This window comes from Chlamydia sp. 04-14 (assembly GCF_036632095.1).
GTDB lineage: Bacteria > Chlamydiota > Chlamydiia > Chlamydiales > Chlamydiaceae > Chlamydia.
The window spans coordinates 304,165-323,165 of the sequence record NZ_JAPYKW010000002.1; the positions used below are offsets into that span (position 1 = coordinate 304,165).

A 19,001-nucleotide genomic window follows, 5' to 3' on the forward strand; every position below is an offset into this window, starting at 1 on the left:
GTGTATATTTATAATAATTCCTTATCCATTTGAAATCGTCTTGCCGTTTTTTTGCAGAAAAACTGTTGATTGCTTATCAATAGCAATGGTACATTGGCAATTTCTTCTTAAACGAGCATAAGTTGCCCGTCCATAAGAAAATTCTCGACACGTTAAAGAGAGCAGCATGTTAACCTGTAACGATTGTAGTACTTGGGAACAGTTTGTGAATTATGTTAAGACACGTTGCTCAAAAACGGCTTTTGAAAATTGGATTTCTCCTATTCAAATCATAGAAGAAACACAAGAAAAAATCCGTTTAGAAGTTCCCAATATCTTTGTTCAAAATTACCTTCTTGATAATTACAAACAAGATCTGTGTTCTTTTGTTCCCCTTGATGCCCAAGGAGAGCCAGCTTTAGAATTTGTTGTTGCAGAAATCAAAAAAGCTCCTATGCAACCTATTGCACCTCGAGAGCAACAAGAGAGCCCTGCAGAAACTTTTGAAGAATCTAAAGACTTTGAACTAAAATTAAACGCAGCTTACCGTTTTGATAATTTCATAGAAGGCCCTTCAAACCAATTTGTCAAATCTGCAGCTGTAGGCATAGCAGGACGTCCCGGACGCTCTTATAATCCTCTATTTATCCATGGAGGTGTAGGCCTGGGAAAAACTCATTTGCTCCATGCTGTAGGTCACTACGTTAGAGAACATCATAAAAATCTTCGCGTTCATTGCATTACTACAGAAGCTTTTATCAATGATTTAGTGCAACACCTTAGACTGAAATCTATTGATAAAATGAAGAATTTTTATCGTTCTTTAGATCTACTTCTTGTCGACGACATCCAGTTTTTGCAAAATAGACAAAATTTTGAAGAAGAATTTTGCAATACTTTTGAGACCTTAATTAATTTAAATAAACAAATCGTTATTACTAGCGACAAGCCTCCAGGACAATTGAAATTGTCAGAACGTATTATTGCTAGAATGGAATGGGGCTTAGTTGCTCACGTAGGCATTCCTGATTTAGAAACTCGTGTAGCAATTTTACAACATAAGGCAGAACAAAAAGGTCTGCTTATTCCTAATGAAATTGCCTTCTATATTGCCGATCATATTTATGGAAATGTGAGACAACTGGAAGGAGCTATTAATAAGCTCACTGCCTACTGTCGTTTATTTGGAAAGACACTTACCGAAAGCATTGTTCGAGACACTTTAAAAGAGCTTTTCCGTTCCCCTTCCAAACAAAAAGTCTCTGTAGAAAGTATATTAAAAAGTGTTGCTACTGTCTTCCAAGTAAAATTACAGGATCTTAAGGGAACTTCACGTTCTAAAGAACTTGTTTTAGCTCGTCAAGTCGCGATGTACCTTGCGAAAACTTTAATTACAGATTCTCTAGTCGCCATAGGTTCTGCCTTCGGGAAAACTCATTCCACAGTACTTTATGCTTGCAAAACTATAGAACAGAAAATAGAAAAAGATGAAACTCTAACGCGTCAAATTAGTTTATGTAAAAACCACATTGTTGGGTAATCTAGGAGAATTCCTAATGTTCCGTAGAACTGGAAAAAGTCCCTTTGAAGATGTTCAGACATTATACGAAGAAGAAACACCTTCACATTCTAATTATCCCTCCTATCCTAGATCTGAGCGTTTAGATTCTCCTCCGAATCTTTTTGATTCTCCAAAATCTCCAGAAACGCGTCCACTATCTTCTTCTTATCCTATAAGTGAAGAACCACAAAAATGGACGTCTCAATCTTCTGAAGTTGATTCCCTACTCTCATTTTCAGAAGAGCCTGAAACCACTCTTGGAGAAGGTGTGACATTCAAAGGCGAATTAGCTTTTGACCGTTTATTACGCATTGATGGCACCTTTGAAGGTATTTTAGTTTCTAACGGAAAAATAATTATAGGCCCTAAAGGTTGTGTAAAGGCTGACATACAGCTTCAAGAAGCAATTATTGAAGGTGTTGTTGAAGGCAATATCACAGTGAGTGGGAAATTAGAACTCCGTGGTGAAGCGATAGTTAAAGGTGATATCCAAGCAGGAACTTTGTGTGTTGATGAAGGAGTCCGTCTTTTAGGCTACGTAGCTATTGTTGGAATCAACGAAGAGTCTCAGAAAGAAAAAGACTTATAAGTATTGCAGGCCGCGCAGCGTGCCTTTCAATACTATTCTGCCATTCACGAGATAATGGATAGTCAGATAAAATACATATCGGCCCCACATCTATGTATTTTTTTAAACTATTTAATTCGCGTTCTAGAGGTAAAATTCCCTGATAAGGAACTCCTGTTTCTTTAGATAACTGTTTCGCAAAATCCTTAGGAAATTTTGATATTAGATAAAAAATCTTTTTAGGAAAAATTTCATGAAATTCCCACTGGCATCTTATAACTCTTGTAAAAAATTTGATGGCGGGCAACTTGCCAAGACAAGCCTGAGAATATAGAGAAAGTGCTTTCGCAGAAGGAACATATAAACAAAAAGATTTCCGAGAAAACGAGGGAAGGCAATCTCGGCAAGTCGCTATCTCATCTATTCCTAAAATATGAAAACAATGCGGACAACGTCCTACTATCTTTTCTATTTTTAACGTTTCTAAGCACCCACGACATAAAAATTCTCCGGGTTCTCGGCAACCGTAACAGAGCTTGGGGAAAATTAAACTAAGAAAAAAACTAAAGAATCTCTGAATCACGCAAAATTTTTATTCCTAAAATTCCAACCAATTTGTTACGTTCTTAAACGTGTAGAAGCTTCAACTTCCCTCTCAGTAGCAATGCTTAAACGATTTGTTAATTCCATCTGGGAAATTTGTCAAAAGGACAAGTTTCAACGCTTTACTCCAGTTGCAGACGCTATTGATACGTTTTGCTACGAGCCTATCCATAAGTCCTCATCTCCTCCGTTCATTCGTGATGCCGTAGATGTCAAACGTTGGATGATGCTTGTTGTTATTGCCCTATTTCCAGCAACGTTTTTAGCAATATGGAATTCGGGAGTACAAGCTTTAGTCTATGGGTCTGGAAATGCCCAGCTCATGGAATCATTCTTACACATCTCTGGATTTCGTAGTTATCTCTCATTTATTTTCCATGATATCGGTTTATTTTCCGTTCTTTGGACAGGATGTAAGATTTTTATTCCTCTACTGATAATTAGCTATTCGGTAGGAGGTGCTTGCGAAGTGCTCTTCGCTGTCGTTAGAAAACATAAAATTGCTGAGGGATTACTCGTCACAGGAATTCTCTATCCTCTAACATTACCACCAACAATTCCTTATTGGATGGCTGCCTTAGGAATTGCTTTTGGTGTTGTCGTTAGTAAAGAATTATTCGGTGGAACAGGAATGAATATTCTCAATCCTGCTCTCTCAGGAAGAGCTTTCCTATTTTTCACATTTCCCGCAAAGATGAGTGGGGATGTCTGGGTAGGAAGTAACCCAACAAAAATTAAAGAAAGCCTCCTTGCTATGAATTCTACAGCAGGAAAATCGATCATCGATGGCTTCTCTCAGTCTACCTGCTTGCAAACATTAAATTCGACATCTCCTGCTGTAAAAAGAGTTCATGTAGATGCTATAGCTTCTAACGTATTACATATGACGCATGTCCCTACAGAAAGTGTGATACACTCACAATTTTCTATCTGGACAGAGTCTCATCCTGGATTAGTGTTAGATAAGCTCACCCTAGAACAATTACAAAATTTTGTGACATCTCCTCTTAGTGAGGGGGGACTAGGTTTATTGCCAACACAGTTTGATTCAGCTTATTCAATTACTGATGTGATCTATGGTATTGGGAAGTTCTCTTCAGGAAATTTATTCTGGGGAAATATTATTGGTTCCTTAGGAGAAACATCAACATTTGCTTGCTTACTTGGTGCTGCATTTCTCATTGTAACAGGTATTGCCTCGTGGAGAACGATGGTCTCCTTCGGTATAGGAGCTTTCATCACAGCTTGGCTATTTAAAATTTTTAGCATTCTTATTGTTGGGAAACATGGAGCTTGGGCCCCTGCAAGATTCTTTATCCCTGCCTACCGACAGTTATTCCTTGGGGGTTTAGCCTTCGGTCTTGTATTCATGGCTACAGACCCTGTATCATCCCCAACCATGAAATTAGCAAAATGGATTTACGGATTATTTATTGGTTTTATGACAATTGTTATCCGACTCATAAATCCCGCATATCCCGAAGGAGTTATGCTCGCCATTCTTCTCGGAAATGTATTTGCTCCTCTTCTTGATTACTTTGCTGTAAGAAAGTATAGACGAAGGAGAATATAAAACTATGTCTTCAGAGAAATCTAAATCCCATCTGAATCAAACATGGTATGTTATACTTTTCATTTTCGCTTTAAGTTTATTCTCTAGCGTTTTCCTTTCTACCGTGTACTATATCTTAGCTCCTTTCCAAGAAAGAGCAGCTATTTTTGATCGCAATCAGCAAATGCTAACCGCGGCACATGTTTTAGATTTTTCTGGAAAATTTCAAATCTATGAGAAGGGTTCTTGGCAACCCGCTGTATATGACAAAACGTCCCACCTACTTAAAGTTGCAGATAAACGCGCGCCTGTTGTCACAAGCTCGGTTTTAGACTCCTACGCACAGGGGTTTGTTCGTCCCCTACTTGCAGATAAACGTGGTCAGATGTTTTCCTTCGAAGAAAAAAATATCAACGTTACAGAATTTGTCGAAAAACATCAAAATGGTCATTTTTATCAACAACCCTTACTACTATTTTATGTAATCTTAGCAAATACTGAACAGGCTAGAGCAATGAGCGCTGCCGAGGTTATTAAAAATCCTTCAGTAGTTCGCGCTATTATTATTCCAATTTCTGGATTTGGTTTGTGGGGGCCTATTTATGGCTATCTTGCTGTAGAAAATAACGGTGATACCGTTTTAGGAACAGCATGGTATCAACAAGTAGAAACCCCAGGATTAGGAGCAAATATTGCTAATCCTCAGTGGCAAAAGCAATTCTATGGTAAGAAAATCTTCTTACAAACAGCATCAGGAAATACCGATTTCGCTACAACTTCTTTAGGTCTTGAGGTAATTAAAGGCTCAGTACAATCAGCATTTGGAACATCTCCAAAAGCATTATCATCGATTGATGGTATTTCTGGGGCAACATTAACATGTAATGGTGTTACCGAAGCTTACGCACGGTCTTTAGCTCCCTATCGAAGTTTGTTGATGTCTTTCGCTAAGCTTAACAACCAGAGAGATCACAATGGCAGCAAATAAATCATACAAGAGTTATTTCCTTGATCCTCTCTGGGACAATAACCAACCTCTAATTGCTATTTTAGGGATTTGTTCTGCACTTGCTGTAACAACAACAGTGAATACAGCTATTACTATGGGCCTTGCTGTAAGCTTCGTTACAGGATGCTCCTCGTTCTTTGTATCTCTATTGCGAAAAGTTACTCCTGATAGCGTTCGTATGATCACTCAGCTGATTATCATTAGCTTATTTGTGATTGTTATTGATCAGTTTTTAAAAGCTTTTTTCTTCGATATCTCAAAAACACTATCCGTGTTCGTTGGGTTGATTATCACTAACTGTATCGTTATGGGAAGAGCTGAAAGTCTAGCGAGAAACGTACCCCCTATTCCAGCATTTTTAGATGGTTTCGCATCGGGATTAGGCTACGGCTGGGTATTAGTTTCTGTGAGTATAATAAGAGAGTTCTTCGGTTTCGGTACTATTCTTGGATTACAACTTATACCAAAATGTTTTTATGCTTCCGAAGCTCATCCCGACGGCTATGAAAACTTTGGTTTGATGGTTTTAGCTCCCTCGGCATTTTTCCTTTTGGGCATTATGATTTGGGGAGTGAATATTCTTAGATCTAAGAAGGCAAAAAGGTAGCTTTATGTGGTTAGGCGAATATACATGGCTAAATGTCTTTGGCATCTTTTTACAAGCCACTTTTATCCAAAATATCCTTCTATCGAATTTCCTTGGGATGTGTAGCTATCTTGCTTGTTCAGCACGAGTTTCTACTGCTAACGGCTTAGGAATGTCCGTAGCGTTAGTTCTGACGGTTACCGGAAGCATTAACTGGGTAGTACATAAATTTATTACAGGGCCTAAGGCTCTAACTTGGATATCTCCTTCATTAGCCAATGTAAATCTAAATTTCCTAGAGCTGATTATCTTCATTGTAGTTATTGCTGCCTTCACACAGATTTTGGAATTACTTTTAGAAAAGGTATCTAGAAATCTCTATCTCTCCTTAGGAATCTTCTTACCATTAATTGCTGTTAACTGTGCAATTTTAGGAGGCGTACTCTTTGGAATTACACGCAATTACCCATTTATCCCCATGATGATATTCTCCTTAGGTGCGGGATGTGGTTGGTGGTTAGCTATTGTCTTATTCGCAACTATCAAAGAAAAACTCGCCTATTCTGATATTCCTAAAAACCTTCAGGGAATGGGAATCTCTTTCATTACCACAGGACTTATAGCCATGGCTTTTATGAGCCTTACAGGTATTGATATCTCTAAACCATCAGCAACAACGCCAGCATCTGATATCCTAGAAACATCCAATGTTTCTTCTATAGCAGCAAAAGACCTGAAACCTATGAAAAAAGTGCGAATAGCACAACAACAACGTGCAGCTAAATCAAAAGCGACGAATATAAAAAAGGGAAAAGCTCAGTAGATTAGCTATTAGAGGGGATCTCGATAGTATCTCTAGCAATTTCTGGAAACTGACACAATACATGTTTCACCATAAACATTGCTATGCATACAAGGGTACAGCAAGCAAAGAAAATTGCTGTGTACAACGCTGCAGGAGTAATGGTTGGCGATTGTACGGTGAATATTATCATGACGAGTATTGCCAGGGAAGTCATAAGCGCTGATAATACTCTACGAAAAGTGCGCAACCCTTCGGACTCACCTAAAGGTCCCTCATGCAATCGATATAATAGGGTTACTGTATCGGGATTGTCTGGAGAAGGTCGTTGAAATCTTTGGATGTTAATCATCATAAGTCATAATTCCTTTATCTATTCTTGTATAAGCTCCCCGCTACTAAGGAGATTTTTTTCATAACGACGAAGAAGATGATATTTCGCACAAGAACAAATCAGTGCCACTAAAGTCATAGAGGCGCTCATAATCCATATCATTAATTGCGTTGACGTCAAGGGAGTTCCAAAAAGCCCGTAGCAAGCAAGACCTATCACAGCTAAAGCTAACAATACCGTAACGGCAGTTAATACCTTAAGCTGAGTTGAAAGCCTCAACTGAACGCTCTTTATCTCTACAGGAGTAGAGATGCTGTCAACTATTAATGAGGACATAATAAAATGTATATTTAAACTCTTTTAGGGAAAAATTTTACTCCTTCAGAAAATAAAAAAAAACTCTTATCAAAACTCAAAAAAATATAACTAATGTAAGACTTTTTTTGAAACATTAACCTGACTACTCTCTAAGAGAAAAATTTTCGGTATTTAATTTCTGATTGAGTTTAACAACCACAAACCATCCCGATTCCTCAGGGGAGTTATTAAGAAGCTGTATGTTTTCTTTTAAATCTTCATTAACCCCTATAATTTCTCCTGAAACAGGGCTTAAAACTTCGATAGCGGACTTTGAAGACTCTAGGACAACAAGAATCTCGCCTTCCTTACAAAAACTACCTATTGCAGGTAAGTCGATATGAAGAATTTGGCCTAAGTTTTCTCCCATTCTAGCTGTCAGTCCCAAACGGACAACATCATCATGAATCGGTAGAATCCATACATGATAATCAGAATCCCACATTATCTGACTCCTTCATCAATAAAATGTTCTATATAATTCCCTAGAATTTCTTCATTTAAATGACCTTTAGCAAGAAATAGCTTCTCTACACTAGCAGGATCAACACATGTTTGATGTGATAAACATTTATAGAAAAAAGGACCTTCTTCAGGATTAAATTCAATATTTGATAATGTTCCCTCTTCCATAGAAGCTAAAATAGGGTAGGATTGAGGAATATTTTGATCTCCACGAGTAAATACTTTTATAGATTTTTCAAGATTCCAGGATAGAGTTCCTGCTTGATACGTTCCGTCTTTATATTCTTCTATCAAAGACCATAGACGCTTTTGCCAAAGCTCTTTGCCTTCTTCTTCTTGATATCGAGATTTTAAAGCAGAAATCACCTTATCAATATGTGAGGAATTTTTATGTGAAGAAATTAAGGTTTTAGCTAGATCCTTACGTAGCACTTCACGATAAGGAATTACTTCTTCACCTTCGAAACAAGTATCTACGATAAATGTGTAATAGTGTTCGCCATCCTGACTATAGGCTTCTAAAAGCTCATTATCTACTAATAGTGTGGCTAGCGCATTTCCATCTAAAATTCCCTCTAAGACACTGTCTTTTCCACAAGAGAGGAAAACTTCATGACTCTCATGCCTACATTGAGCCAAGGCTTCGAGAATTCTTTTGGGGTGTGCTCTTAAAATCTCCTTTCTTGTGAAGGAATAGATCTTTTCCACAAGAGAGGGTTTAAGAGTTTGAAAATCCTTACTCGAACTGCATGTTTCAATTTTAGGAAATTGTTGAAGTAGAATTTGGAAATTCTCAGGATTTTGTTGCCATTGGTGTACTTCCACCATAGGCACTTTAGTTTCCAGATCTTGAAGTTTTATACTTTTATAGGAAATTAAAAATCTTCGACCCACTAATTTCGGTTCTTTGGCCTTTATAGTCTTAACAGGCAAAGCGAAGCGTGGAACATCGAGACAATCCTTAACTGGAACGCCTACGAGATTGATATAAGTTTCAAAAGCCTCTAGATCTTCTTTGTTTTTGAACTGATATTCGCGAGGAAGCTTAACCATTTCTACAGATGTAGAATCTTTACCCATAGAGAAAAATTCTTGCAGAGGACGATAATCAAAAGTTACACTACCCTCCAATTGTAAAAATGCCCTTTTACACAGAAGTATCTCACGATACATTTTAAAAAATTCTGATTCATTCACTCCGAGGAAATTGAAATAAGAAGCAACAAATTGGTCAAAATTTAAAGTAAGACCTGCATGTTTACTTAATTTAGTAAATGCATGTTGGGCTTTATCTTGAAAATCTTGTCGTGCCTCCTTTAAAGAAGGCATAGCAACATTTTTTTTCTGCTCATTGACAAAGCGAAGCAAAGCTTCAACAGCAGCAGAAACGTAGGCATCTCCAAACCAATCGGCAATATTCTTATAACCAAATAAGCGTAGATCTTTCCCCTGAGCCAACGCAGAATCTTGAGGAAGGTTAAACATCTGTCTACGATATTCAAGCATCTGTTTAAGAATATAATGAGGGAATTTTTTCTCTTCTAAAAAAAGTTGAACTCTCGCGACAAACCCCTCTGGAGATACGGGGTTATCTATTTCTTGCAGGGTTGTCAAAGCTTGATATAAGCGAGGAGCTGAAGACTTCCAAACCTCTTCAGAAGAAATAAATGGGGTATCGAATCTTCGATAAGCTTGATAACGCTTCTCTTTACTGAAAGCTGGGTAATCTTGAGAGTAGATTTTTAAAAAGAGCTTTTCTCCAATTTTATTTGTCAAAAAGCGCTCTGTAAGTAATCCTTCATTTAAAAAATTCCATTCCTGAGGATTTCCTGTGAAAGGATATGCCTCATTTATAAAGAATCTCTTAATAGCTAGAAACTCCCTCTCGGAATATTTTTTCCCCGATACAGAAAATACAACTTTCCTAGAACCATTACATGCAGATTCCCCTGGATAGCGTCCCCAGCCTATACCTATTCCAGATACGCATACACCGACAATAACTAAACCAATGAATTTTTTCTGATGCTTATAAAAGAACGCTAGCAAAGCCACCCTCTTGGAATAAACAATAAAAAACTTAGTGTAAACTATTGATCGGAAAAAACCAAGAAGGATCCCCTGAGAAACAGAAAAGAGAGAATACCTCTCTTTTCCTTAATAGAATTTTATTGCAGGGTTAAGCAGGCATAAAATTAATTTGTAAATGACCAACGAGATTGTGAACAGGATTAAAATACCAATCGAAAATTTCAGAATTATCTACAGGTTTGGATAAGCTCCAATCTTTTTCAAAGACAATGTTCGCTTTTTGAGCAACTTCTGGAGAATCAATTACGACAATACTTTCGTAGTCAAAAAGATCGCTTTTCTTACCAAAGTTGTAACTCCCTATGACAAAGAAACGCCCATCTATAATCATACATTTTTTATGTAGCTGCGTATCCCGAACAAAATATTCACTCACAAAAAGAGAACTATTAGGTTGTTTTCTAGAAAATATGAACTTTTTCCATAGTGAAGGACGCTCGCCATAAGATAAAAAGAAATAATTCATACGATTGCCCCAAGCATATACTGCTGTAAGATCGGGACTATTTTCCGTACATCCATTAGTAATGATTTCTGAGCGAATACCGCGATCAAAACAGGCGGATTTCAAGCTCTCAATAATTTCATCCTTCGGGATGAAATACATATTCGCAATTTTGATAGATTTCTCTGATCTATTTATTAAGTCGACATATTCTTGGGTAATTGCATTTTTACTTTCATCAGGACCAGAAAAAATCACACGAATGTTTTTAAGATCTGTTGTTACAAGATCAGGACTATCTTCAATGGCACTACAATACGTAGATTCAGCTTCTTCAACAGTTAATTCTGGACAAGGAAGTATCCGAAAATCGTTGAGATTCTTATTGAACCAAGGTTTTTTTGCATAGGCGTACCAAAGAGCATAATGTGCATGAAATTCCTTTCTTAACTCTGTCCCGAGTTGCGCAGAGCTCATAGTGATGTCTTGATCACGGAAAGCCCTAGGTCTTCGAGTTCCTGCTATAATTAAACGTGGAGACTCTACAGGTTCGGGAACCTCATCCCCTTTAGTACACATGAAATCTTCAAAATTTGTTCCCCCCATAAAAATATACTTCCCATCGACGATAGAAACCTTAACATGGCTTTCCATAACATTGGGCGCAAGAATACTCGATCCTGGAGGGCATCCAGTAAATAAATAGAAAAATCTATCGGGCCAATTGGCTCTTGCATTTTCAAGGATTTGTTTATCCTTACTATCAATAAATGTAGGCTGAATAAGGATATAAGCGCATAGCTTAGGAGCCTCAGACATACGTGCATCTAGATGCTCAACAATCTCCTTTAGTAGATTTCCACCGGCCATACAGGGATACAATTCGACATAGTGCTCGGCAACATCTATTGCTGATAGAAGGTTTTCATAAACCTCAAGACTATTGTCATGAACAATAACACCCACATGTTCCTTAGAAGCAGGAAAATGCACCATAAAGGCAAAAGTATCTTTTGTTATAAATGAACAAAAGAGCGCAATAACTAAACCCCATCGCATTTTATTCATAGGTGGCCACTTGCAAATTTTTGAATTAGTCCTTCTTTTATTTCCTTTCTTGCCTCTGAAAGATCTGAAGAAGGCGCTGACAGACCTAGAGGGAAAAATGCTCGTTTTTCAATTGCTGGGACTATAATGTCGATAACCTCTGGCAAAAGAAACCTTTGGTAAAACTCTAAAGAACTCCCTGATAAGAATATGGAGCCTTGATGTAAAAATCCTTGTTTTACAGTACGCTGAGCAGCGCCCCCTACTTTCCTATCTCCCATTAAAACATCGTATTTTGAAGCTCTAGCCATACAAAAATTAGATGTCTGAGGATGGTGTGCGTCCTCGTCAAAAGAAAGCGTGCCCTTAATACGGAAAACCTTACTCAAAACTTCTAGCACCATCTGATTTACAGTATAATAATTCTCCAACACAGTTGGTGCATACATAGGGTGTTCCGATGACATTAATAACGAAAATGCGTAATCCCCGTGATGAAAAACAAAGCCTCCTCCCGTAGGTCGGACAGCGGCGTCCATCCCTAGGCTAGCCCTATTGTCAATTAAAAATTTTTCTGGACGCATAAAATAGCCGTAAGTGAGAGGATATTGGCTATTCCACTCATAGAGATGCAGAATTACTTCTCCTCTTTTGAGGTGTTCTAGCAAATACTTATCTCTGGCCATATGGGTCTCAGAACTTCCTTTCCCGGAATCTACTATGCGAACAGTCATGATGAAATGAAGAGATGTGTCAGTGGTGAATCATTCGTTAAAAATGTAGAAATAGTATAGCATAGGAGATGGATTCTTTACTATTTTCGTGAAAAAAATTCTTTCTTCTCAGTAATACTTTATCTATTTATCGAAGAGTTGCATCATTATTTTAAATTTCGTATATGCTTAAGGAAAGTTCTACCCGGTCTTTTAGGTTTTTATGTTTGAGAAGTTTACTAACAGAGCAAAACAAGTCATTAAATTGGCTAAAAAAGAAGCTCAGAGGTTAAATCATAACTATCTAGGCACAGAGCACATACTCTTAGGCCTACTCAAACTAGGCCAAGGCGTGGCTGTAAATGTGCTGCGTAATTTAGGAGTAGACTTCGATACTGCAAAGCAAGAAGTCGAGAGATTAATCGGTTATGGACCAGAAATTCAAGTTTATGGAGACCCCGCACTTACTGGTAGAGTAAAAAAATCTTTTGAATCAGCAAATGAAGAAGCTGGTGTTTTAGAACATAACTATGTGGGCACAGAGCACCTTCTTTTGGGGATTTTAAATCAAGCTGATGGCGTTGCTTTACAGGTTTTAGAAAATTTACATATTGATCCTAGAGAAGTTCGCAAAGAAATTCTCAAAGAACTAGAAACATTCAACCTTCAACTCCCTCCCGCATCTTCTTCTAATCCTCGCGGCAACTCTTCCTCCTCTTCCAAATCTTCTTCTTTAGGTCATACCTTAGGTGGAGAAAAAAGTGACAAGCTATCAGCATTAAAAGCCTATGGTTATGATTTAACAGAGATGTTTCGCGAATCTAAGCTCGATCCTGTTATTGGCCGCTCTACAGAAGTTGAACGTTTAATCTTAATCCTTTGCCGTAGAAGAAAAAATAATCCTGTACTTATCGGTGAAGCCGGTGTAGGAAAAACTGCTATTGTTGAAGGGTTAGCACAGAAAATCATTTCTAATGAAGTTCCTGATACTTTACGTAAGAAGCGTTTAATTACTTTAGATCTCGCTTTAATGATTGCAGGAACAAAATATCGCGGTCAATTTGAAGAACGCATCAAAGCTGTTATGGATGAAGTACGCAAACATGGAAACATCCTTTTATTTATCGATGAACTCCATACTATTGTAGGTGCTGGAGCTGCTGAAGGTGCTATTGACGCTTCAAACATTTTAAAACCCGCATTAGCGCGCGGAGAAATCCAGTGTATCGGGGCAACAACAATTGATGAATACCGCAAGCATATTGAAAAAGATGCAGCTTTAGAACGTAGATTCCAAAAAATTATTGTCCAACCACCCAGTGTAGATGAGACTATCGAAATTCTACGTGGATTGAAAAAGAAATACGAAGAGCATCACAACGTTGCTATTACTGAAGAAGCTTTGAAAGCTGCGGCTACATTATCCGATCAATATGTTCACGGGCGTTTCCTTCCAGATAAAGCTATTGATTTATTAGATGAAGCTGGAGCTCGCGTACGCGTAAATACCATGGATCAACCTACAGAGTTGATGAAACTCGAAGCTGAGATTGAGACTACGAAGCTTGCTAAAGAACAGGCTATCGGAACTCAAGAATATGAAAAAGCTGCGGGATTACGTGATGAGGAGAAAAAGCTCCGAGAGCGTCTCTCTAATATGAAACAAGAATGGGAAAATCACAAAGAAGAGCATCAGATTCCCGTAGATGAAGAGGCTGTCGCTCAAGTAGTCTCATTACAAACAGGAATTCCTTCTGCAAGACTTACTGAAGCAGAAAGTGAAAAACTACTTAAATTAGAAGATACTTTACGTAGGAAAGTTATTGGCCAAGATCAAGCTGTAGCAAGTATTTGCCGCGCTATTCGTCGTTCAAGAACAGGGATTAAAGATCCTAATCGTCCTACAGGTTCCTTCTTATTCTTAGGCCCTACAGGAGTTGGGAAAACCCTACTTGCTCAACAAATTGCTATCGAAATGTTCGGTGGCGAGGATGCCTTAATTCAAGTAGACATGTCTGAGTACATGGAAAAATTTGCTGCCACAAAAATGATGGGATCGCCTCCAGGATATGTTGGTCACGAAGAAGGTGGTCATCTTACAGAGCAAGTACGTCGCCGACCTTATTGTGTTGTTCTATTCGATGAGATTGAAAAAGCTCATCCTGACATTATGGATTTAATGTTACAAATCTTAGAGCAGGGACGCCTTACAGACTCATTCGGCCGTAAGATTGATTTCCGTCATGCAATTATTATCATGACTTCTAACTTAGGTGCAGACTTAATTAAGAAAAGTGGAGAGATTGGATTCGGATCTCGATCGAATTTTGACTATAAAGTGATTCAAGAAAAAATTGAAAATGCTGTGAAGAAACATTTAAAGCCGGAATTTATCAATCGTTTAGATGAAAGTGTTATCTTCCGTCCTTTAGAAAAAGATGCCTTATCCGAGATAATCCATCTAGAAATTAGTAAATTGGATTCCCGTTTGAAAAATTACCAAATGGCATTAAGCATTCCAGACTCTGTGATTTCTTTCTTGGTCACGAAAGGGCATTCTCCAGAAATGGGTGCACGGCCTTTACGTCGTGTTATTGAGCAGTATCTTGAAGACCCTCTTGCAGAACTTTTACTTAAAGAATCTTGCCGTCAGGAAGCACGAAAACTTCGCGCTAATCTTTCTGAAGATCGCGTTACTTTTGAACGTGATGAGCAACAGGCTGCTGAAAGTGTTGCAGCAACTATACCAAATGGGGAATCATAGAAACCTCTATGATTCCACCCCCTAGGCACTTCTCCCCATCATAAAAGGCAATTGTTTGCCCCGGGGTGATTGCCTTAACGGGGGAAGAAAATCGTACACGCACTTCACCATTCTCGCGCGAACAAAGAATTTCACATTCTTCATCTGCAGAACGATAACGCACTTTCGCACTACATTGCGTTATAGCTTCTGGAGATACAAACCAATTCAATTCCTTAGCTGTAAGTTCTTTCTGATAGAGTAGAGGATGATCTTCTCCACGCACTATATATACAATATTCTTCTCTATATCCTTGCCAACAACGTAACAAGGTTTTTCTGAGCCACCCAGATCTAATCCCCGCCGTTGCCCTATCGTGTAATAGTGAGCGCCTTCATGTCGACCTACAACTTTCTGAGAATCATAATCCACAATATCTCCTTCTAAGTTTGGCACGAACTTTTCAAGAAAACTTTTAAAGGGACGCTTCCCAATAAAACAGATACCTGTGCTATCTCTTTTCTTAGCGGTAGCTAATCCAGCCTCTTCGGCAATAGCGCGCACTTGTGTTTTTGTCATATCTCCTAAAGGGAAAAGAACATTATCTAAAGATTCTCTTCGTGTTCCGCATAAAAAATAACTTTGATCTTTTTGAGAATCTATACCTCGAAGTAAATGAACACCGCTGACATCTGAAGATAAACGACAATAATGACCTGTAGCTAGGAAATCTCCCCCTAATTCACGGACTTTTCTCTGAAGAAGATCAAACTTTATCTCGCGATTACAAAGAACATCAGGATTAGGTGTATAACCTTTAGAATATTCTGCAAGGAAACGAGAGAAAACTCTCTCACGGTATTCCTTAGCAAAAGATACTGTGTAGTAGGGAATGTCTAATTGATTAGCAACTCTTTGCACGTCTTCATAATCTTTAGCTGTAGAACAAAGGCCGTCGCTATCTTCCTCCTCCCAATTTTTCATAAAGAGGCCGAGCACTTTGTAGGGAGTGAATTTTTTTAATAAGTAGGCAACTACGGAGGAATCTACGCCCCCAGACATAGCAACAACAACAGTTTTATTCATAAAAAACTAAAATAGAAAAGAATTTAAAAAGAATTACTTTATGTTACGTATTGAATAAAATGAATACTTTCTTTAAATTTCACCACTATATTTTAAGGAATTCTGTGGTATTAAGTCTTTCTAATTCTATTTCCCCAACTCTTCTATCCTTACCTAGTCAATGTTCCCTTCTTTTCAACGTAGAGCGGGATGCTACAATGTTACAAAAAAAAGTTGCTATTTTCATTCAGCAAAGCTCTTTTTCTTACGTTTTAGCTATTATACTTTTGATCGCTACGATGATTGGTGGAGCTGTAGTTGTGGCTTTTGGATGTATTTCCTCTAGTCTTCCGGAAATAATCAGTGGTGTAACTTTAATGGTTGCTTCTTTGGTTTGTATTCTTCTACTTATTAGCATGATTTATCTAATCAAATGCTTACCCTCTAAAGTTCAGCAAACTATAACTTTAGTAAAAAACAAAACGTCGTCCCTATCTTCTTTCCAGTTACTTCAAACTGCTTATTCAAAATTGATTTATTCAATCATAGAAAAGGAACAGCGCATAGAACAATTAAAACAAGATGAACAACGCCTTTTGGTAAGACTACAAACTTGGCAGGAAATATCAAATTCAGCTCAAGAGATTTATTCTTCCCCACCAAGCGCCCCTAATTTAATAAATTGAGCCACTTACCATGACAGTAGCGCCTACATCTATAGACAAAAAGGTAGTTCTTCTCCTTCCCTGGGACAATTATCGTGCTAATTTAATACTACGCACCACGGTGTGTTTCGCTATATTGATACTTACATGTTTAGGAGTGATAGCCTTAATGAGCTATGCTATACTTTATGGCAACTGGTTGATTTTTGGTATCAGCCTAGGCATCATCCTTCTACTCATTTCCGTTGCTCTTATCTTAGATTTACCTGTAAAAAATAGATTTTTCGGAACCTCATTAACTAATGAGATTTCTCAAGATATATCGAATTTAGGAGTAGAATCTATCGAGAAATTCCGAGTGGCGTTTGCAAATATACGGAATACATTTATTCCAAATATGCGTGACCTACACCATAAACTAGAAAATGATTATGACGTGGCTATATCTACAAAAGAAACACAAATTCGCGATTTATCTCAAAATCTAGATTCTATGGTGAATGATAAACGTCAGGAATTAGCAATATGGATGGAAAGTAATCCCAACTCTCCTCAAGCTCGTGCACTACAAGAGCAATTAAATCGTTGGGATAAATTTGAACAGAAGGGCTCTCTTAAAAGGAGACACTCTACCTGTTAATCGGGGGTCTTCCCTTTAGGGACATTGCCTACATTAGGACGGATCATCCCGCCAGATTCTACAAAAGCTATAAGTCGCATTTGCATCCCCACCAAGTGATTAAGGATCGCATGGCAATTGCTACTTACATCAGTCCAAATACCTATGATTTGTTCTGAGTAATTCTCAAGTCTAATTTTCCCAGCTTTTAGCTCATCAAAGAGTTGCTGAACCTGCTGAATGTCGGCCTTCATGGCTTGTATGTCGTTACGATAAGAGGAAAGAACCCTATTCACATCTTCATTTAAAATGAAATAGTCTTCCTCAGTCATTGCGGTTGGTTTTGCTGACCACATTTTTTCAAGAGCACGTTTACCAGAAGGACTCCATCCACCACCAAATTCTAAATCATCATCGTCTAAATGCTGTTCATAATCACCTATAAATGTCACACCACTGCTATCGCTTTGGCGTCTACGTCGAGCAGCATCTATACCTTGAGAAACTAATTCATCAAATCCTGCAGTATCATTCAATAAACCTGCTCGATCACTTGCTGGTACCCGAGGATTATAATCATCTCCTTCTTGAGCATTCTTCCTATCAGAAAGGATAGATACTCCTCTTTCCAATCTATTAGCGCGTTTCTCATATTCTTTAGTTAGATACTTGTACTTAAACTCTACCTCAGCTAGATGTTCATTTAAGAACTGTAATGTGTCTCTTACTTTGTTATATTGTGCATAAAAATCCCTGTTATCCAAAGTCATCTTCTGATCGGTTTGCAAGGAGACTTTCAGCATATTCATAAGAACGGATTGATTTCTGGTCATATCTTTAAGATCTTTAATATCAATCGTATCTGTAAGATCTTTAAGTAATTGTTTTTTATTTGTCTTAGATCGCTTTAATATTGCTTTTATTGCATAAGACAAACCTAAAACAGCAAGACCGATTCCTATAGCAGCGGCTACAATCATCGGGAGAGCAAAGATTCCTCCAGGAATGACTGCAGCAATAACGCCCACAGCAGCAATACCTCCGGCCACTAAACCTAGAGTTACTCCAGCATGAACCTTAGACATAGTACTGCTTAACTCTTGCATCTTTAAAGAAAAGACCCCACCGCCCTTAGACAATCTAGAAACAATGCTATTTCCTAATCTAATGAGTAATTCATTTTTCTTAGCAACACTAGGATAACTGTCATCGCGCTGAGCATAATCCTCTTTGGCATAAACAGCCTGACGTCCTTGAAGTAAACTAGTACAAGTTAAGTAATCGCTAGTGATTTGATCGAAGCTCTCTATAAACTCGAGCCCTTCTTTTTTACCCATCTGCTTTAGAATACTTTTTTCATGTTTGCCTATTTGCATATTTAAATGAGCAAACCCGTCAACCATATGATTGTATCTAGGCCATAATCCTTCTAAAATTTCATTTTTTGGTTTTATTTCCTCAGGCTTTTCCTGAAGTAAAATCTTCTGACGTTTATTCTCTACAGCCGCCCTCTTCATAGTTTGAGCTAAAGAGTTCACAGAAGTGAATAGCATACTTCCACCAACTCCTAGCAAGACTCCCCCCAACGCCATAGAAATCGGTAAACCTACGGGTGTTGCGATAATCAAAAATACGGAAGCAACTATAGCTAAGATAGCTAGTACTATTCCTGTAGCTTGAATAGCTTTAGCAATTTTCGGATTGTTATCTAAATGTGATTTTCCGATCTCCACCTGATTTAAAGCAGGACTCTGATATATTGGCTTTGGCTCAGACATAATAAAAACAAAAATAAA

The 19,001-nt window shown here is 38.0% G+C and carries 18 protein-coding genes; 9 read left to right on the forward strand and 9 right to left on the reverse strand.

Features of this window, described 5'->3' with window-relative positions; translation table 11 throughout:
* Positions 1–166: 166 nt before the first annotated feature.
* Positions 167–1,519, forward strand: coding sequence for a chromosomal replication initiator protein DnaA (gene dnaA / locus O6937_RS03945; protein ID WP_332390358.1), 1,353 nt, complete (start codon positions 167–169; stop codon positions 1,517–1,519).
* A gap of 16 nt (positions 1,520–1,535) precedes the next feature.
* Positions 1,536–2,129 (forward strand): bactofilin family protein, encoded by a 594-nt coding sequence (locus O6937_RS03950; protein WP_332390359.1) that lies wholly within the window; start codon positions 1,536–1,538, stop codon positions 2,127–2,129.
* Here the strand turns inward: O6937_RS03950 and O6937_RS03955 are convergent.
* Complete coding sequence (locus tag O6937_RS03955; RefSeq protein WP_332390360.1) at positions 2,095–2,691, reverse strand: hypothetical protein; 597 nt, start codon at positions 2,689–2,691, stop codon at positions 2,095–2,097. The two genes, O6937_RS03950 and O6937_RS03955, sit on opposite strands and share 35 nt — an antisense overlap.
* 81 nt (positions 2,692–2,772) lie before the next feature.
* Here O6937_RS03955 and O6937_RS03960 point away from each other — a divergent pair, with 81 nt between their 5' ends.
* The 4 genes from O6937_RS03960 to nqrE are packed head-to-tail and all read left to right on the forward strand — an operon-like array spanning position 2,773 to position 6,681.
* Complete coding sequence (locus O6937_RS03960) at positions 2,773–4,284, forward strand: Na(+)-transporting NADH-quinone reductase subunit B (protein ID WP_332390361.1); 1,512 nt, start codon at positions 2,773–2,775, stop codon at positions 4,282–4,284.
* A 4-nt stretch (positions 4,285–4,288) separates the two neighbouring features.
* Positions 4,289–5,251, forward strand: coding sequence for a Na(+)-translocating NADH-quinone reductase subunit C (locus tag O6937_RS03965; RefSeq protein WP_332390362.1), 963 nt, complete (start codon positions 4,289–4,291; stop codon positions 5,249–5,251).
* Positions 5,238–5,879 carry an NADH:ubiquinone reductase (Na(+)-transporting) subunit D gene (gene nqrD, locus O6937_RS03970; protein WP_332390363.1) on the forward strand — a complete coding sequence of 214 codons (642 nt, stop codon included), beginning with the start codon at positions 5,238–5,240 and terminating at the stop codon, positions 5,877–5,879. The genes O6937_RS03965 and nqrD overlap by 14 nt, the downstream gene beginning before the upstream one ends.
* Positions 5,880–5,883: 4 nt before the next feature.
* Positions 5,884–6,681, forward strand: a complete 798-nt coding sequence (gene nqrE, locus O6937_RS03975) for an NADH:ubiquinone reductase (Na(+)-transporting) subunit E (RefSeq protein ID WP_332390364.1) — start codon at positions 5,884–5,886, stop codon at positions 6,679–6,681.
* A gap of 1 nt (position 6,682) precedes the next feature.
* Here the strand turns inward: nqrE and O6937_RS03980 are convergent, their stop codons facing one another.
* From O6937_RS03980 to O6937_RS04005, 6 genes are all read right to left on the reverse strand, one after another.
* Entirely contained in the window at positions 6,683–7,015 is a 333-nt protein-coding gene (locus O6937_RS03980) for a hypothetical protein (protein WP_332390365.1), read from the reverse strand.
* Between the two features lie 18 nt (positions 7,016–7,033).
* Positions 7,034–7,330 (reverse strand): hypothetical protein, encoded by a 297-nt coding sequence (locus O6937_RS03985; RefSeq protein WP_332390366.1) that lies wholly within the window; start codon positions 7,328–7,330, stop codon positions 7,034–7,036.
* 124 nt (positions 7,331–7,454) lie between these two features.
* The gene (locus tag O6937_RS03990) at positions 7,455–7,796 is read right to left on the reverse strand and encodes a glycine cleavage protein H-like protein (RefSeq protein WP_332390367.1); all 342 of its coding nucleotides are present in this window, start codon (positions 7,794–7,796) and stop codon (positions 7,455–7,457) included.
* Positions 7,796–9,865, reverse strand: coding sequence for a hypothetical protein (locus O6937_RS03995; protein ID WP_332390368.1), 2,070 nt, complete (start codon positions 9,863–9,865; stop codon positions 7,796–7,798). The genes O6937_RS03990 and O6937_RS03995 overlap by 1 nt, the downstream gene beginning before the upstream one ends.
* 130 nt (positions 9,866–9,995) lie before the next feature.
* The gene (locus O6937_RS04000; protein ID WP_332390369.1) at positions 9,996–11,420 is read right to left on the reverse strand and encodes a phospholipase D-like domain-containing protein; all 1,425 of its coding nucleotides are present in this window, start codon (positions 11,418–11,420) and stop codon (positions 9,996–9,998) included.
* Positions 11,417–12,133, reverse strand: a complete 717-nt coding sequence (locus O6937_RS04005) for a lipoate--protein ligase family protein (protein WP_434602123.1) — start codon at positions 12,131–12,133, stop codon at positions 11,417–11,419. Before O6937_RS04005 ends, O6937_RS04000 begins: the two co-directional genes overlap by 4 nt.
* Before the next feature lie 202 nt (positions 12,134–12,335).
* Here O6937_RS04005 and O6937_RS04010 point away from each other — a divergent pair, with 202 nt between their 5' ends.
* Positions 12,336–14,876, forward strand: a complete 2,541-nt coding sequence (locus O6937_RS04010; protein WP_332390370.1) for an ATP-dependent Clp protease ATP-binding subunit — start codon at positions 12,336–12,338, stop codon at positions 14,874–14,876.
* On the opposite strand, the gene mnmA is transcribed toward O6937_RS04010, so the two are convergent.
* Positions 14,854–15,942: a tRNA 2-thiouridine(34) synthase MnmA gene (mnmA, locus tag O6937_RS04015; RefSeq protein ID WP_332390371.1), complete on the reverse strand. Its 1,089-nt coding sequence runs from the start codon at positions 15,940–15,942 to the stop codon at positions 14,854–14,856. The two genes, O6937_RS04010 and mnmA, sit on opposite strands and share 23 nt — an antisense overlap.
* Positions 15,943–16,046: 104 nt before the next feature.
* Between mnmA and O6937_RS04020 the strand changes: the two genes are divergently transcribed.
* Together O6937_RS04020 and O6937_RS04025 are read left to right on the forward strand one after the other, a co-directional pair.
* Positions 16,047–16,607, forward strand: a complete 561-nt coding sequence (locus O6937_RS04020) for a hypothetical protein (RefSeq protein WP_332390372.1) — start codon at positions 16,047–16,049, stop codon at positions 16,605–16,607.
* A gap of 10 nt (positions 16,608–16,617) precedes the next feature.
* Complete coding sequence (locus tag O6937_RS04025) at positions 16,618–17,226, forward strand: hypothetical protein (protein ID WP_332390373.1); 609 nt, start codon at positions 16,618–16,620, stop codon at positions 17,224–17,226.
* On the opposite strand, the gene O6937_RS04030 is transcribed toward O6937_RS04025, so the two are convergent.
* Positions 17,223–18,983: a stage II sporulation protein M gene (locus O6937_RS04030; protein ID WP_332390374.1), complete on the reverse strand. Its 1,761-nt coding sequence runs from the start codon at positions 18,981–18,983 to the stop codon at positions 17,223–17,225. The genes O6937_RS04025 and O6937_RS04030 overlap by 4 nt on opposite strands.
* Positions 18,984–19,001 lie beyond the last annotated feature (18 nt).